Below are 13811 nucleotides of genomic sequence, written 5' to 3' on the forward strand. Positions count from 1 at the left end.
GCGCCGACGCCCGCCGACGCCGCCCCACAGGGCCGGGCGGCAGGCGCTACCTGACCGGGTGTCCTGCCCCCCGCAGCGCCGACTTGACCTCGCCGATCCGCAGGTCGCCGAAGTGGAAGACCGAGGCGGCGAGCACCGCGTCGGCGCCCGCCGCGACCGCGGGCGCGAAGTCGTCGAGCCGGCCCGCGCCGCCGGAGGCGATCACCGGGACGGTCACGTGCTGCCGTACCGCGCCGATCATCTCGGTGTCGTAGCCGTCCTTGGTGCCGTCCGCGTCCATCGAGTTGACCAGGATCTCGCCGGCGCCCAACTCCGCGGCCTGGTGCGCCCACGCGACCGCGTCGATGCCGGTGCCGCGGCGGCCGCCGTGCGTGGTGACCTCGAAGGACCCGTCCGCGGCGCGCCGCGCGTCCACCGACAGCACCAGCACCTGGCTGCCGAAGCGCTCGGCGATCTCCCGGATCAGCTCGGGCCGGGCGATCGCCGCGGTGTTGACGCCCACCTTGTCCGCGCCGGCCCGCAACAGCCGGTCCACGTCCTCGGCGCTGCGCACCCCGCCGCCGACGGTCAGCGGGATGAAGACCTGCTCCGCGGTGCGCCGCACCACGTCGTACGTGGTCTCCCGGTCGCCCGAGGAGGCGGTGATGTCCAGGAAGGTCAACTCGTCGGCGCCCTCGGCGTCGTAGAGCTTGGCCATCTCCACCGGGTCGCCCGCGTCGCGCAGGTTCCGGAAGTTGACGCCCTTGACCACCCGCCCGGCGTCCACGTCCAGGCAGGGGATCACTCGGACCGCCAGCGTCATCTGCCGCCCTCTCCCCGGTACGCCTCGATCTCCACCTCGACCAGCACCCGCGAGTCGACGAACCCGGCGACCAGCACCATCGTGGTGACCGGCCGGGCCGCGCCGAACAGCTCCCGGTGCGCGCGGCCGACCTCGTCGGCGTCGCGCGCGTGGCTGAGGTAGATGCGGGTGCGGATCACGCTGTCCGCGCCGAGGCCGAACGGTTCGAGCGCGTCCAGTGCCGTCCTGAAGGCGCTCAGCGTCTGCTGGTACGGCTCGTCGTCGCCGGGCGCGATCCGGTCGGGCGCCGGCTTGGTCCCGGCGACTATCACCCGGTCGCCGGCCGCCACCGCCCGCGCGGCGCCGATCGCCTCTTCCCACGGGCTGTCCGACCTCTCACGGCGTACCTCCGGGCTCGGGGTCATCGTGACACTGCCTCCAGGGCTTCTTCGAGAGTGAACGCCTCGGCGTAGAGCGCCTTTCCGACGATCGCGCCTTCCACACCTTCGGGCACCAGCGCGGCGATCGCCCGCAGGTCGTCCAGGCTGGAGACGCCGCCGGAGGCCACCACCGGTCGGTCGGTGGCCGCACACACGTGGCGCAGCAGGTCGAGGTTGGGACCTTGCAGCGTACCGTCCTTGGCGATGTCGGTGACGACGTAACGGGCGCAGCCCTCGGAGTCCAGCCGGGCCAGCGTCTCGTACAGGTCGCCGCCGTCGCGGGTCCAGCCGCGGCCGCGCAGGGTGGTGCCGCGCACGTCCAGTCCGACAGCGATCCGGTCGCCGTGCTCGGCGATGGCCTTGGCGACCCACTCCGGGGTCTCCAGCGCGGCGGTGCCCAGGTTGACCCGGGTGCAGCCGGTGGCCAGCGCGGCGGCGAGCGTGTCGTCGTCCCGGATGCCGCCGGACAGCTCCACCCGGATGTCCATCGAACGGGCCACCTCGCCGATCAGCCGCCGGTTGTCCCCGGTGCCGAAGGCCGCGTCGAGGTCCACCAGGTGCAGCCACTGCGCGCCCGCCTGCTGCCAGGCGAGGGCGGCCGCACGCGGGTCGCCGTAGGACGTCTCGGAGCCGGACTCGCCGTGCACCAGACGGACCGCCTGGCCGTCGCGGACGTCGACTGCGGGGAGGAGTTCGAGCTTGCTCATCGGGATGCGGGTTCCTCGGTCGGGAAGGGGGCGGGCCGGAAAGGGGCGGGCCGGGATCTCAGAGGGTGCCGAGCCAGTTGGTGAGCAGCTGGGCGCCCGCTTCACCGGACTTCTCGGGGTGGAACTGGGTGGCCCACAGGGCGCCGTTCTCGACCGCGGCGACGAAGGGCTCGCCGTGCGTGGTCCAGGCGACCCGGGGGGCGCGGATGCTCGCGTGGTGCGTCTCCATGGCCCAGTCGCGGACCGCGTAGGAGTGCACGAAGTAGTAGCGGGTGTCCTCGTCGAGGCCGGCGAACTGCCGTGAGTCCTCCGGTGCCTTGACGGTGTTCCAGCCCATGTGCGGGACCACCGGGGCGCGCAGCGGCTCGACCGTGCCCGGCCACTCGTCCAGGCCCTCGGTCCGCACGCCGTGCTCGATGCCGCGGGCGAACAGGATCTGCATGCCCACGCAGATGCCCATCACCGGCCGGCCGCCGGACAGCCGGCGGCCCACGATCCAGTCGCCGCGCACGCCCTTCAGGCCGGCCATGCACGCGGCGAACGCGCCCACGCCGGGCACCAGCAGCCCGTCGGCGGCCATCGCGCGGTCGTAGTCGGCGGTGATCTCGACCTCGGCGCCGAGCCTGGCCAGCGCGCGCTCCACCGAGCGGACGTTGCCGAACCCGTAGTCGAGGACGACGACCTTCTTCGTCATGCCGTGCCTCCTCAGAGCTGCAGGAAGCCGGCCGCGAGGGCCATCACGGACCCGATCGCCAGCACCGCGATGATGCTCCTGGACTGCTTCTGCTTCCAGAAGGAGTAGACCCCTCCGGCCAGGAACAGCCCGAGGAGGATGAAGAGGGATGACCCCTTGTTCACAGCGCGCCCTTCGTCGACGGCAGGATTCCCGCGGCGCGCGGGTCGCGCTCGCTCGCGTAACGCAGCGCCCGGGCCAGCGCCTTGAACTGGCACTCCACGATGTGGTGTGCGTTGCGCCCGTACGGCACGTGGACGTGCAGCGCGATCTGCGCCTGCGCCACGAAGGACTCCAGGATGTGCCGGGTCATCGTGGTGTCGTAGCTTCCGATCATCGGCGCCATCTGCTCGGGCTCGGTGTGCACGAGGTAGGGGCGGCCGGAGAGGTCGACGGTGACCTGGGCGAGCGACTCGTCCAGCGGGACCGTGCAGTTGCCGAAGCGGTAGATGCCGACCTTGTCGCCGAGCGCCTGCCGGAAGGCGGCGCCGAGCGCGAGGGCGGTGTCCTCGATGGTGTGGTGGGTGTCGATGTGCAGGTCGCCCTCGGTCTTCACACTGAGGTCGAACAGGCCGTGCCGGCCCAGCTGGTCGAGCATGTGGTCGTAGAAGCCCACGCCCGTGGACACCGAGACCTGCCCGGTGCCGTCGAGGTCGATCTCGACGACGACGGAGGTCTCCTTGGTGGTGCGCTCGACGCGTCCCACGCGGGTCATACGGACTCCTCGGAAAGCTGGTGCTCCTTGTACACGGTCCTGGCGGCGTCCAGGAACGCGTCGTTCTCCGCGGGCGTGCCGGTCGACACGCGCAGCCGGCCGGGCACGCCGTTGTCCCGGACCAGCACGCCGCGGTCGAGGATCGCCTGCCACGCCGCGTGGCTGTCGGCGAACCGCCCGAACTGCACGAAGTTGGCGTCGGACTCGGTGACCTCGTAGCCGATCGCCCGCAGCTCGGCGACCTGCCGGTCGCGTTCGGCCTTCAGCTGCTCGACGTAGCCGAGCAGCGTGTCGGTGTACTCCAGCGCGGCCAGCGCGGTCGCCTGGGTGACCGCGGACAGGTGGTACGGCAGCCGCACGAGCTGCACCGCGTCGACCACCGCGGGGTCGGCGGCGAGATAGCCGAGCCGCAGCCCGGCCGCGCCGAACGCCTTGGACATGGTGCGGGTCAGCACCAGGTTCGGCCGGCCCTCGATCAGCGGCAGCAGCGACGGCCGGTGCGAGAACTCCCCGTACGCCTCGTCGACCACGACCAGCGAAGGACGCGCGGCCTGCGCGGCCTCGTACAGCGCGACGACGGTGTCGGCGGCGACCGCGGTGCCGGTGGGGTTGTTCGGCGAGCAGACGAAGACCACCTCGGGCCGCCGGGCGGCGATCTCCCGGGTCGCGGCGGCCACGTCGACGGTGAAGTCGTCGCGGCGCGGCCCGGAGATCCAGCCGGTGCCGGTGCCGCGGGAGATCAGTGCGTGCATCGAGTACGAGGGCTCGAAGCCGATCGCGCTGCGGCCGGGACCGCCGAAGGTCTGCAGCAGCTGCTGGATGACCTCGTTGGAGCCGTTGGCGGCCCACACCTGGCCGGTGCCGACGCGGTGGCCCGCGGTGCGGCTCAGGTAGGCGGCCAGCTCGGTGCGCAGCTCGACCGCGTCCCGGTCCGGATAGCGGTTCAGCTGCCGGGCCGCCACCGCGACCCGCTCGGCGATCCTGGCCACCAGCGGCTCGGGCAGCGGGTACGGGTTCTCGTTGGTGTTCAGCCGCACCGCCACGTCGAGCTGCGGGGCGCCGTACGGGGACTGGCCGCGCAGTTCGTCGCGGATCGGCAGGTCGTCGATGCGCGTCACGGCCGGCCTCCGTCGAAGCGGCGGGAGACCGCGGTGCCGTGCGCCGGCAGGTCCTCGGCCTCGGCGAGCGCCACCACGTGGTGGGCGACCTCGGCCAGCGCCTCGCGCGAGTAGTCGACCACGTGGATGCCGCGCAGGAACGACTGCACCGACAGGCCCGAGGAGTGGCAGGCGCAGCCGCCGGTGGGCAGCACGTGGTTGGACCCGGCGCAGTAGTCGCCGAGCGAGACGGGGGCGTGCGGGCCGACGAAGACCGCGCCGGCGTTGCGCACCCGGGCGGCGACGTCGGCGGGCTGCGCGGTGTGGATCTCCAGGTGCTCGGCGCCGTAGGCGTCCACCACGGCGAGGCCCTGCTCGACGGTGTCGACGAGCACCGTCGCCGACTGCCGTCCGGCCAGCGCGGTGGCGATCCGCTCGTGGTGCTTGGCGGCGCCGACCTGGACGGCCAGCTCCCGGTCCACCGCGTCGGCCAGCTCCGGCGAGGTGGTCACCAGCACGGCGGCGGCCAGCGTGTCGTGCTCGGCCTGGCTGATCAGGTCGGCGGCGACGAAGGCGGGGTCGGCGGTGGCGTCGGCGAGCACCGCGATCTCGGTGGGCCCGGCCTCGGCGTCGATCCCGATCCGGCCCTTGAGCAGGCGCTTGGCCGCGGCCACGTAGATGTTGCCGGGGCCGGTGACGAGGTTCACCGGGCGGCACTCCTCGGTGCCGTAGGCGAACATCGCGATCGCCTGGGCGCCGCCGGCGGCGTACACCTCGGGCACGCCGAGCAGGGCGCAGGCGGCGAGGATGGTGGGGTGCGGCAGGCCGCCGAACTCGCGCTGCGGCGGTGAGGCCACCGCGATGCCCTCGACGCCGGCCTCCTGCGCGGGCACCACGTTCATCACCACGGAGGACGGGTAGACCGCGAGGCCGCCCGGCACGTACAGCCCGACCCGCTGGACCGGGACCCACCGCTCGGTGACGGTGCCGCCGGGCACGACCTGCGTGGTCACGTCGGTGCGGCGCTGCTCGCGGTGGACGATCCTGGCGCGCCGGATCGACTCCTCCAGGGCGGCCCGCACCTGCGGGTCCAGGGCGGCCAGCGCGTCGGCGACGGCCTGCTCGGGGACCCTGAGCCGCTCCAGGCGCACCCCGTCGAACCGCTCCCCGTACTCGACGACCGCCGCGGTGCCGCGATGGCGCACGTCCTCGCAGATCGGCCGCACCGCCTCCAGCGCGGCCTCCACGTCGAACTCGGCTCGGGGCAGCAGGTCGCGGTCGATGCCGCCCTCCGGGAAGGCGGCGCCGCGCAGATCGATTCGGGAGATCACGATGCCAAGTGTAGAGACCCGGGCATGGGGGGCGTTCCCGAGTCCCAGTCCGTGATACGGGCCACATTCGGCGATGCGGCAGGTCCCGGCGTCGAACACGCTAGCGTGGCGGCGCGATCCGCCGCGCGGCTGCGGCGGGAGCCACGGGGAGGTCGAGATGGCCGAGCGCGACGGGAGCGGCGGGGGCGCGGCGCCGCCGGGCGGGCGCGGAGAGCGGCACGCGCCGCCGGACGACTGGACGGCGCCCGAGCGGCGCATGTGGTGGCTCTTCCGGGCCGGCCGCACCTGCGACCTGCGGGTCGGCGCGGACTACGACGGCGGCTCCACCGGAGTCCGCGGCGGCCGCAGCAGGCGCTCGGGGCCGCCGGCGGCCGCCGACGACGCGCTGGAGGGCCCGGCGTGGCCGGCGGAGCGCACGGTGCGCGCCCAGGCCGTCGCGGAGCTGCTGCTGAACCCGCCGCCGCCGCAGCCGGGCCGGGTCGCCGCGCTGAAGCTCGCCGGGGTGCGGATCAGCGGCCGGCTGATGCTCTCCGGCGGCATCATCACGCCGTACCTCCAGCTCGACGACTGCCGCTTCGACGAGCAGCTGATGATGCAGGAGTGCCGGGCCGGCAGCATGCGGCTGGTGCGCTGCCTGATCCCCCGGCTGGAGGCCGCCCGCCTCACGGTCACCGGCGACCTGCACCTGCCGCAGTGCCTGATCCCCGGCGGCATACGGCTCACCGACGCGCAGATCGGCACCGACCTGCTGCTCAACCAGCTGACCGTGCGCCGCGACCGGGCGGGCCGCGCGGTGGCCGCCGACGGGCTGCAGGTCGGCCAGGACCTCGACGCGGAACTGATCGACGTCACCGGGGAGTTCAGCCTGCGCAGCGCCCGGATCGGCGGCCGGCTGAGCCTGCGCGGCAGCGCGCTGCACAACCCGCACGGGCGGTACGCGCTGAACGCCGCGCGCGTCCAGGTCGAGCACACCCTGTACCTGACCGCCGGGTGGAACGCCATGGAGGGCGGCGCGGGCGACACCCGGCCGCCGCCGGGCTCCGCCACCCGGGACTTCGTGTGCGAGGGCGGGCTGCGGCTGGACGACGGCCGCTTCGGCAACGCGGTCATCGTCACCCGCTCCGACTTCCGGCTGACCGGCGACCAGCAGCTGTCGCTGCGCCGCATCCAGACCCCCGAGCTGCGCTTCGTGCCCGGCACCCCCCCGGACGGCACGGTCTCGCTGGCCGGCGCGCGCGTCGGCAAGCTCGTCGACGCCCCCGACAGCTGGCCGGAGTCCGGCCGGCTGTCGCTGCGCGGCTTCGTGTACGAGGGGCTGACGCCGCTGGAGGAGTTCCCGCTGCGGGCCAGGATCGCCTGGCTGCACGCGGCCACCCCGGAGTTCCGGCCGGAGCCGTACGAGCGGCTGGCGGCGGCGCTGCGGGCCGGCGGGGAGGACGCCGAGGCGCGGGAGGTGCAGCTGGCCAGGCAGCGCCGCAGACGCGAGACGCTGCCGCCGGCCGGCCGGATCTGGGGCTGGCTGCAGGACGTCACCGTCGGATACGGCTACCGGCCGGGCCGGGCCGCGGTGTGGATGGCGGTGCTGTGGGCGATCGGCGCGACGTACTTCGCGGTGCACCCGGTGCCGCACCCGTCGGACAGCGGGTACGTGCCGCACTGGAACCCGGCGCTCTACGCCCTCGACCTGCTGCTGCCGGTGATCGACCTGGGGCAGGACAACGCGTGGCGGGAGGCGGGCGCCGGCCAGTGGGTGGCCTCCGGGCTGATCCTGCTGGGCTGGGTGCTGGCGACGACGGCCGCAGCGGGCGCGTCCCGGCTGCTGCGCCGCGGGTCGTGACGGCCGCCGCCGGGGCGCCTGCGGACCCTGCCGACCGGGCGGAGTGCGCACAGTGGGTGACGAAAGGGGCCGCCCTGCCCGTACCCTGGCTCACTGTGACCGATCGCCTTCCGCTCTTCCCGCTCAGTTCGGCGCTGTTCCCCGGCCTGGTCCTCCCGCTGAACGTCTTCGAGGAGCGGTACCGCGCTCTCGTCGGGGATCTGCTGGCGCTTCCCGAGGAGGCGCCGCGACGGTTCGCGGTGGTCGCCATCAAGAACGGCCAGGACGTGGCGCCGACCGGCCAGGACGGCCGGGACACCGGCCCGCTGGCCGGCCTCGGCGACGACCCGATGGCCGCGCTGCACGGCTACGGCTGCATCGCCGACGCGGCGGGCATCGCCGAGCGTGACGGCGGCGGCTACGAACTGGTGGCGACCGGCGTGATCCGGTTCCGGCTGCTGTCGGTGGATGCCACCGGGCCGTACCTCACCGCGGAGATCGAGGAGGTCCCGGAGGAGGTCGGCGCGGGGGCGGGCGCGCTGGCCGCCGAGGTGGTCCGGCACTTCGGCACCTACCAGAAGCGGCTCGCCGGGGCGCGGGAGCGGTCCCTGTCCGGGCAGGAGTTCCCCGACGACCCGACCGTGCTGTCGTACCTGGTCGCGGCGGCGATGATCGCGGGGACGCCGGAGAAGCAGGCGCTGCTGGAGACCCCCGACGCGGCCGGCCGGCTGGCCGCGGAGCTGCGGCTGCTGCGGCGGGAGAGCTCGATCATCGACAAGCTGCCGTCGCTGCCCGCGGTGGAGCTGACCCACCAGCCGATCTGCGCGAACTGAGACGGGCCCGCGCATGCCGAAGAAGTCCCGCGGCGCCGGCGGCACGCCCGCGACGGTGGTCCTGGAGAAGGCCGGGGCGGCCTTCTCCGTCCACGCCTACGCACACGACCCGGGCTCCGAGCTGTCCTACGGCGAGGAGGCCGCGCACGCCCTCGGCACCTCCCCCGACCGGGTCTTCAAGACCCTGGTGGCCGAGGTGGACGGCGCGCTGACCGTCGCCGTGGTGCCGGTGTCGGCGTCGCTCGACCTGAAGTCGCTGGCGGCCGCGGCGGGCGGCAAGCGGGCGGCGATGGCCGACCCGGCGGCCGCCGAGCGCACCACCGGCTACGTCCGCGGCGGCATCTCCCCGCTGGGCCAGCGCAAGGCGCTGCCCACGGTGGTCGACGCGTCGGCGGCCGGCTTCGCGACGGTGTTCGTCTCCGCGGGCCGGCGCGGCCTGGAGGTCGAGCTGGCGCCCGGGACCCTGGTCGAGCTGACGGGCGCGGCGGTCGCGCCGATCGCCCGCCGGTAGCCGCGCGGCGCGGTCAGGCAGGCGGCGGCGAGGACGGCCCGCCGGGCTGCGGCCCAGACGCCGGGCCGGGCGCCGGGCCGTACGGGGGCTGGCCGGAGGGCGACGGGCCGTACGGGGACGGGCCGGACGGCGGGGGCTGCTGCCCCCAGTACGGCAGCGGGGGCGCCTCCGCCGGCTCGCGCGGCCCGAAGGCCGCGGTCAGGCAGAGGTGCGCGAGCATCGCCGCCGCCGACCAGACGACCAGCGCACTCTTGGCCCGCAGCTCCAGCGGCCCGTCGAAGACCTTCTTCGGCCCGACGGCCTTCGCGTGCGCCACGATGTCCGTGGTCGGACCGAGCGCCACGCCGAGCCGCCAGCCGATGACCGAGGCGAGCACGCCGCCCGCCGCGAGGCCCAGGACGACGGCCACGCCGCCCTTGCGGTACCGCCAGAAGACCAGCGCCGCGGTGACCACCCCGAGGATCGCGGCGATCCACACGAAGGTGCCGTCGCCGCCGACCGCCTCCTCGCCCTCGGTGTCCTTGAGGTAGACGGCCTGGCCGTCGGAGATCATCGGGACGCGCGGCGACAGCCACAGCCACAGCAGCCCGAGGGCCACACCGACGACCGCGACGAGCACCGCGACCAGTGCGCCGCGCCCGATCTCGCGCAGCGCGGAGCCGTGCTCGTCGCCGCCGGAGCCGGCCTCGCCTCCCGGGTACGGGGGCAGGTGAGGCGGCTGTTCGTGCGGAGTCAGAGGCGCGGTCACCCGCCCATCGTGCCAGGTCTGGCTGTCAGCCGCGCCACCGACCGGGCCGCCCCCGCTCAGCGGACCGCCGCCCGCCGGTAGGCCCAGGTGGCCAGGGCCAGCGACACCACGCCGACCGCCGCGCACACCGACAGGTCGCCGAAGACGGCCGCCCAGTGCGTCGCCCCTGAACCGCCGAAGGTACGGGCGTACGCCTCCACGCCGTACGTGGACGGCAGCAGGTCGCGCACCCAGCCGATCGGCGCGGGCATGTGCGAGGCGGGCAGCACACCCAGCAGCAGCGCGGCGGACATGCCGAGCTGGCCGAAGAGGGTGGCGATCTCCAGCCGCGGCGCCAGCAGCCCCAGCGCCGCGCCGAGCCCGGACAGCGCCGCGCCGGCCAGCGGGATCACCAGCAGCAGCACCCACAGCCCGGCCAAGGTCAGATGGAACAGCACGCACCCGGCGAGCGCGGTGACCAGCGTGCCGGGCACCGTGAACGACGCGTACGCGGCCGCCGTGCCGAGCACGACGGAGGCCGGCGGCACCGGCAGGGTCGCGTAGTGGTCGAGGCCGCCGGAGGCCCGCAGCTGGCCGAAGTACTGCGCGAGCAGGTTGAGCGCGACGAAGGCGACGACGAGCACGCTGGACCCGGCGACCACCGAGCGGGCCGCCTCGCCGGCGCCCGCGTGCACCACCCCGCGCATCATGATCATGATGCCGACGGACTGGAAGGTCGCGACGAACAGCAGCGGGATGCGGGCGACCCGGGCGCGCGAGAGCTGCGCCCGGTAGACGGCCGCGAACGCCGGCCACATCCGGGCCCTCGGCGCGAGCGCCGCCGGCACCGCACCGCTCCCGGCCGCACCCGCGGGCCGACCGGCCCGACCGACCCCGGCCTGTGCGATGACACTCACCGTGCCCCTCCCCTGCGACCGCCCGCGACTCCCGCCGCGCGCCTCACGGCGAGCGCGCTACGCGTCGCCCTCCCGGCGCCGACGGGTAGCGGGCACCCGACCCCGACCGTGTTCGGCGCGCGCCGAACAGACCAACCCGAAGGCGACGCGGCGCCAGCCGCACCCGCACGCGGGCACCCGCGGCCCGCCCCGGCGGCGGAACCGGCAGGGCGCGGCACGCGGCCCGCCCGGCCGGCGGCCAGCCGCAACGCACCGGCAGAAAGCCGGCAGCCAGCCCCAGCGGAACCGGCACCGCGCGGCGCGCGCCGAGCAGGGCTGCCCCCAAGCGACGCGGCGCCAGCCGCACCCGCACGCGGGCACCCGCAGCCCGCCCCGGCGGCGGAACCGGCAGGGCGCGGCACGCGGCCCGCCCGGCCGGCGGCCAGCCGCAACGCACCGGCGGCGCCAGCCGCAGCGGCGGGGGGGAGGGTCATGCCTTCATCAGTCCTTCGCCGCGGCCGCCGAGCGCCAGGTAGACGTCCTCCAGGCTGGGGACGGCGAGGGTGAAGTCGTCGAGGGCGGCGAAGGCGGGGCCGCCGGTGATCTCGGCGACGGCGGCGCGGGCCCGGTCCTGCGGGAGGCGGAGGGTCCAGCGGCGGCCGGCGATCTGGGCCAGCGGCCGCAACGCGGCCACCGCGGGGAGCGCGTCCGGCGCCTCGTAGCGCCACACCAGGTCGAGCCGGACCTCGTCGGCGACCAGGGCGCGCAGCGCCGCCGGGGTGTCGCAGGCGATGACCCTGCCGCGATCGAGCACCGCGACGCGGTCCAGCACGGTCTCGGCCTCTATGACGTTGTGGGTGACCAGCAGCACGGTGACGCCCTGCTCGGTGCGGCGGCGGTCGATCGCGGCCCACACCGCGCGGCGCGCCACCGGGTCCATGCCGGTGGTGGGCTCGTCCAGCACCAGCACGGGGCGCTCGCCGACCAGGGCGGCGGCCAGGCAGGCGAGCCGGCGCTGGCCGCCGGAGAGCTTCTTCAGCGGGCGGCCGGCGAGCGGCGCGAGGCCGAGTTCGTCGAGCACGCGGTCGCGGGCGGCGCGGGCGGCCGGCACGGTGAGGCCGCGCAGCCGCCCGGTGGTCTCGGCGGCCAGCGACACGGTCAGCTCGTCGAGCGCGGTCGACTCCTGGCCGAGGTAGCCGATGAGCCGCGAGGCGCGGTCGGGGTGGCGTACCAGGTCGTGGCCGAGCAGTTCGATGGTGCCGGCGTCGGGGCGCAGCAGCCCGGTGATCTGGCGGACCAGGGTGGTCTTGCCGGCGCCGTTGGGCCCGAGGATGCCGAACAGCTCGCCGCGGTGGACGTCCAGGTCGATGCCGTCGCTGGCGCGCACCGGAAGGCCGGCCGGGTCGGCGCCGCGCCGCCGCAGCGGACGGCGCGCGTTCCCTGCCGGATACGTCCTGACCAGTCCGCGCACGGTGCACACCGCCTCGCGGGCTCCGGCGGCCTGCGGGGCCGCCGTCTCCTCCGTGCCCGTACTCACGAGGCCCGAGCCTACGCGATTCCCCGGCGCCGCCGTTCACCGCGGCCCTCAGTCCGCGGCGGCGCCCGGGGACGGCGACGGCGACTCGTGGATGCCGAACTCCCGCCAGAAGCCCGCCCTGATCGCGTAGCGGTCGTGCTCGTCGATCTGGTCGTCCTTGTGCGCGAGCAGCCCGAACCGGGCCGCGTAGCGCAGCAGCTCGCCGTCGATGCGGTGCGGGACCCGCGGGTAGTGGGTGGGGAGCTGCTGGCGCTGGGCGGGCTCGGCGACCCGGGCGATCCAGCGGCGGGCGAAGACCTGCCCGACCTCGTAGGGGTCGCCGCTGACCGCGGTGATGTCGGCCTCGCGGTCGGCCCAGCGCTGCTCCGCGCTGGTGAGCTGGGCGAGGGTGGGCAGTCCGCTGGTGTCGGACTGGTCGGCGCCGCTGCCGCGGTCGGTCCAGCCCTTGTCCGAGGACCAGCGCAGGGTGGCGCTGGGCGCGGGCTGCGGGGGCGGCGGCGCCGCGTGCACCCTGCCCAGCCCGGCGAGGTCCTTGGGCGTGGGCACGCCCTTGCCGTGGGCGGTGTGCCCGCCCGCGGTGTCCGGCGCGGAGCCGTTCTTCGCCGGGTGGGGCTCGCCGGGCTGCGCGGGCGGCGGGGCCGCGCCCGGCTCGGGCAGCGGCGCGGAGAGGATCGCGGCGATGTCCGGCCCGATCTCGGGCCTGGGCCCGGGGGGCGCGCAGGCGCCGCCGACCTCCCTGGCCCGGATCGCCGCGGTGATCCACTCCCGGTCGAGGACCCGCCGCTCGTCCGCCTCGGCGACCAGGTCCTCCGACTGGTTGTAGTCGCCGTCCGCGGCCTGCACCGCCCACAGGTGCACGGCCACGCCGTGCTCCTTGGCGGACATCATGCCGGGCAGCAGGTCGCCGTCGCCGGTGACCAGCACCACGTCCGCGCAGGCCCGGTTCCTGGCCAGCTCGGACAGCTCGGCGTGCATCGCCGCGTCGACGCCCTTCTGCGCCCAGCGTCCGTCCGTCCGGGTGAGCGCTCCGAGCCGTACGGTCACCCGGGGCATCACGCGCAGTCTGCGGTGCTCGGGTTGCGGAACCCGGTCGGGTGCGCCGTCGAACCAGTAGATCCGCAGCAGCGGCTGACCGGTCTCGAGTTCCGCGCGTTCTCGCAGGCCAGCGACCACGGCGGCATGATCCACCAGGATGCGGGAACGCGAGGGCTCACCGGCCAGCAGGCTCGCCGCTGCGCCCAGCAGGTACCCGGCGTCCACCAGGACGACGCAGCGGTCCATGTTGCACCTCTTCCGGTCGCCCCCCGGCACGGATTTCCCCCGAGTCTGCCCGAACCACCGGGGGTTATGAACGCGAACGCGATCTTCGGCGTGGCGGTCGCCGTGCTTTTCCGCCGCCCTCTCCGGCCAACTGACCGAAATGCGCGCTTTGTCCTCCCGTGCGAGCCTGATGGCGGCCCCATCGGCCACCATCCCCCCACTAGGAAGGCACGATCGTGGCTAAGAACAAGAACCAGAACCGCCAGCGCGAGCAGCACGACCAGCACGAGCGGCACGACCAGCGGTCCAGCCAGGTCATGGAGCCGCAGGAGCGCGGCTCCATGACCGAGCAGCACGTGATGCCGGCCGCGCCGCAGAGCGCGCGCAAGGGGCAGAAGAAGTTCGGCCACAACTGATCGCGCCACAC

The 13811-nt window shown here is 75.1% G+C and carries 16 protein-coding genes; 4 read left to right on the forward strand and 12 right to left on the reverse strand.

Annotated features, from left to right (window positions below):
- Positions 1–46: 46 nt before the first annotated feature.
- The 8 genes from hisF to hisD are packed head-to-tail and all read right to left on the reverse strand — an operon-like array spanning position 47 to position 5804.
- On the reverse strand, positions 47–802 hold the full coding sequence (gene hisF, locus V2S66_RS06135; RefSeq protein ID WP_330793448.1) for an imidazole glycerol phosphate synthase subunit HisF: 756 nt from the start codon (positions 800–802) through the stop codon (positions 47–49).
- Complete coding sequence (locus tag V2S66_RS06140) at positions 799–1206, reverse strand: Rid family hydrolase (RefSeq protein ID WP_330793449.1); 408 nt, start codon at positions 1204–1206, stop codon at positions 799–801. The genes hisF and V2S66_RS06140 overlap by 4 nt, the downstream gene beginning before the upstream one ends.
- A complete protein-coding gene (gene priA, locus V2S66_RS06145) occupies positions 1203–1928 on the reverse strand; it encodes a bifunctional 1-(5-phosphoribosyl)-5-((5-phosphoribosylamino)methylideneamino)imidazole-4-carboxamide isomerase/phosphoribosylanthranilate isomerase PriA (protein WP_330793450.1) in 726 nt (241 codons plus the stop codon). Before priA ends, V2S66_RS06140 begins: the two co-directional genes overlap by 4 nt.
- A gap of 58 nt (positions 1929–1986) precedes the next feature.
- Positions 1987–2622, reverse strand: coding sequence for an imidazole glycerol phosphate synthase subunit HisH (gene hisH / locus V2S66_RS06150; RefSeq protein WP_330793451.1), 636 nt, complete (start codon positions 2620–2622; stop codon positions 1987–1989).
- 11 nt (positions 2623–2633) lie between these two features.
- Positions 2634–2786, reverse strand: coding sequence for a hypothetical protein (locus tag V2S66_RS06155; RefSeq protein ID WP_330793452.1), 153 nt, complete (start codon positions 2784–2786; stop codon positions 2634–2636).
- Complete coding sequence (hisB, locus tag V2S66_RS06160) at positions 2783–3376, reverse strand: imidazoleglycerol-phosphate dehydratase HisB (RefSeq protein WP_330793453.1); 594 nt, start codon at positions 3374–3376, stop codon at positions 2783–2785. The genes V2S66_RS06155 and hisB overlap by 4 nt, the downstream gene beginning before the upstream one ends.
- Entirely contained in the window at positions 3373–4494 is a 1122-nt protein-coding gene (locus V2S66_RS06165; RefSeq protein WP_330793454.1) for a histidinol-phosphate transaminase, read from the reverse strand. The genes hisB and V2S66_RS06165 overlap by 4 nt, the downstream gene beginning before the upstream one ends.
- A complete protein-coding gene (hisD, locus tag V2S66_RS06170; protein ID WP_330793455.1) occupies positions 4491–5804 on the reverse strand; it encodes a histidinol dehydrogenase in 1314 nt (437 codons plus the stop codon). Before hisD ends, V2S66_RS06165 begins: the two co-directional genes overlap by 4 nt.
- A 157-nt stretch (positions 5805–5961) precedes the next feature.
- On the opposite strand from hisD, the gene V2S66_RS06175 reads away from it, so the two are divergent.
- The 3 genes from V2S66_RS06175 (at position 5962) to ybaK (ending at position 8964) form a co-directional block, all read left to right on the forward strand.
- Positions 5962–7641, forward strand: a complete 1680-nt coding sequence (locus V2S66_RS06175) for an oxidoreductase (RefSeq protein WP_413966310.1) — start codon at positions 5962–5964, stop codon at positions 7639–7641.
- A 95-nt stretch (positions 7642–7736) separates the two neighbouring features.
- Complete coding sequence (locus V2S66_RS06180; protein ID WP_330793456.1) at positions 7737–8453, forward strand: LON peptidase substrate-binding domain-containing protein; 717 nt, start codon at positions 7737–7739, stop codon at positions 8451–8453.
- A gap of 13 nt (positions 8454–8466) precedes the next feature.
- The gene (gene ybaK / locus V2S66_RS06185; RefSeq protein WP_330793457.1) at positions 8467–8964 is read left to right on the forward strand and encodes a Cys-tRNA(Pro) deacylase; all 498 of its coding nucleotides are present in this window, start codon (positions 8467–8469) and stop codon (positions 8962–8964) included.
- Between the two features lie 13 nt (positions 8965–8977).
- On the opposite strand, the gene V2S66_RS06190 is transcribed toward ybaK, so the two are convergent.
- From V2S66_RS06190 to V2S66_RS06205, 4 genes are all read right to left on the reverse strand, one after another.
- A complete protein-coding gene (locus V2S66_RS06190) occupies positions 8978–9712 on the reverse strand; it encodes an ABC transporter permease (RefSeq protein WP_330793458.1) in 735 nt (244 codons plus the stop codon).
- 56 nt (positions 9713–9768) lie between these two features.
- The gene (locus V2S66_RS06195; RefSeq protein ID WP_413966320.1) at positions 9769–10599 is read right to left on the reverse strand and encodes an ABC transporter permease; all 831 of its coding nucleotides are present in this window, start codon (positions 10597–10599) and stop codon (positions 9769–9771) included.
- Positions 10600–11077: 478 nt separating this feature from the next.
- Positions 11078–12124 carry an ABC transporter ATP-binding protein gene (locus V2S66_RS06200; RefSeq protein ID WP_330793459.1) on the reverse strand — a complete coding sequence of 349 codons (1047 nt, stop codon included), beginning with the start codon at positions 12122–12124 and terminating at the stop codon, positions 11078–11080.
- Positions 12125–12172: 48 nt separating this feature from the next.
- Positions 12173–13405 (reverse strand): NYN domain-containing protein, encoded by a 1233-nt coding sequence (locus V2S66_RS06205; RefSeq protein ID WP_330793460.1) that lies wholly within the window; start codon positions 13403–13405, stop codon positions 12173–12175.
- A gap of 215 nt (positions 13406–13620) precedes the next feature.
- Between V2S66_RS06205 and V2S66_RS06210 the strand changes: the two genes are divergently transcribed.
- On the forward strand, positions 13621–13800 hold the full coding sequence (locus V2S66_RS06210; protein WP_330793461.1) for a hypothetical protein: 180 nt from the start codon (positions 13621–13623) through the stop codon (positions 13798–13800).
- The last annotated feature ends 11 nt before the right edge of the window (positions 13801–13811 follow it).

It is taken from the genome of Actinacidiphila polyblastidii, assembly GCF_036353415.1.
Classification (GTDB): domain Bacteria; phylum Actinomycetota; class Actinomycetes; order Streptomycetales; family Streptomycetaceae; genus Actinacidiphila; species Actinacidiphila polyblastidii.

Coding starts and splice junctions, on each gene's coding strand:
- hisF (WP_330793448.1), bottom strand. CDS start 802: ATGACGCTGGCGGTCCGAGTGATCCCCTGCCTGGACGTGGACGCCGGG.
- V2S66_RS06140 (WP_330793449.1), bottom strand. CDS start 1,206: ATGACCCCGAGCCCGGAGGTACGCCGTGAGAGGTCGGACAGCCCGTGG.
- priA (WP_330793450.1), bottom strand. CDS start 1,928: ATGAGCAAGCTCGAACTCCTCCCCGCAGTCGACGTCCGCGACGGCCAG.
- hisH (WP_330793451.1), bottom strand. CDS start 2,622: ATGACGAAGAAGGTCGTCGTCCTCGACTACGGGTTCGGCAACGTCCGC.
- hisB (WP_330793453.1), bottom strand. CDS start 3,376: ATGACCCGCGTGGGACGCGTCGAGCGCACCACCAAGGAGACCTCCGTC.
- V2S66_RS06175 (WP_413966310.1), top strand. CDS start 5,962: ATGGCCGAGCGCGACGGGAGCGGCGGGGGCGCGGCGCCGCCGGGCGGG.
- ybaK (WP_330793457.1), top strand. CDS start 8,467: ATGCCGAAGAAGTCCCGCGGCGCCGGCGGCACGCCCGCGACGGTGGTC.
- V2S66_RS06205 (WP_330793460.1), bottom strand. CDS start 13,405: ATGGACCGCTGCGTCGTCCTGGTGGACGCCGGGTACCTGCTGGGCGCA.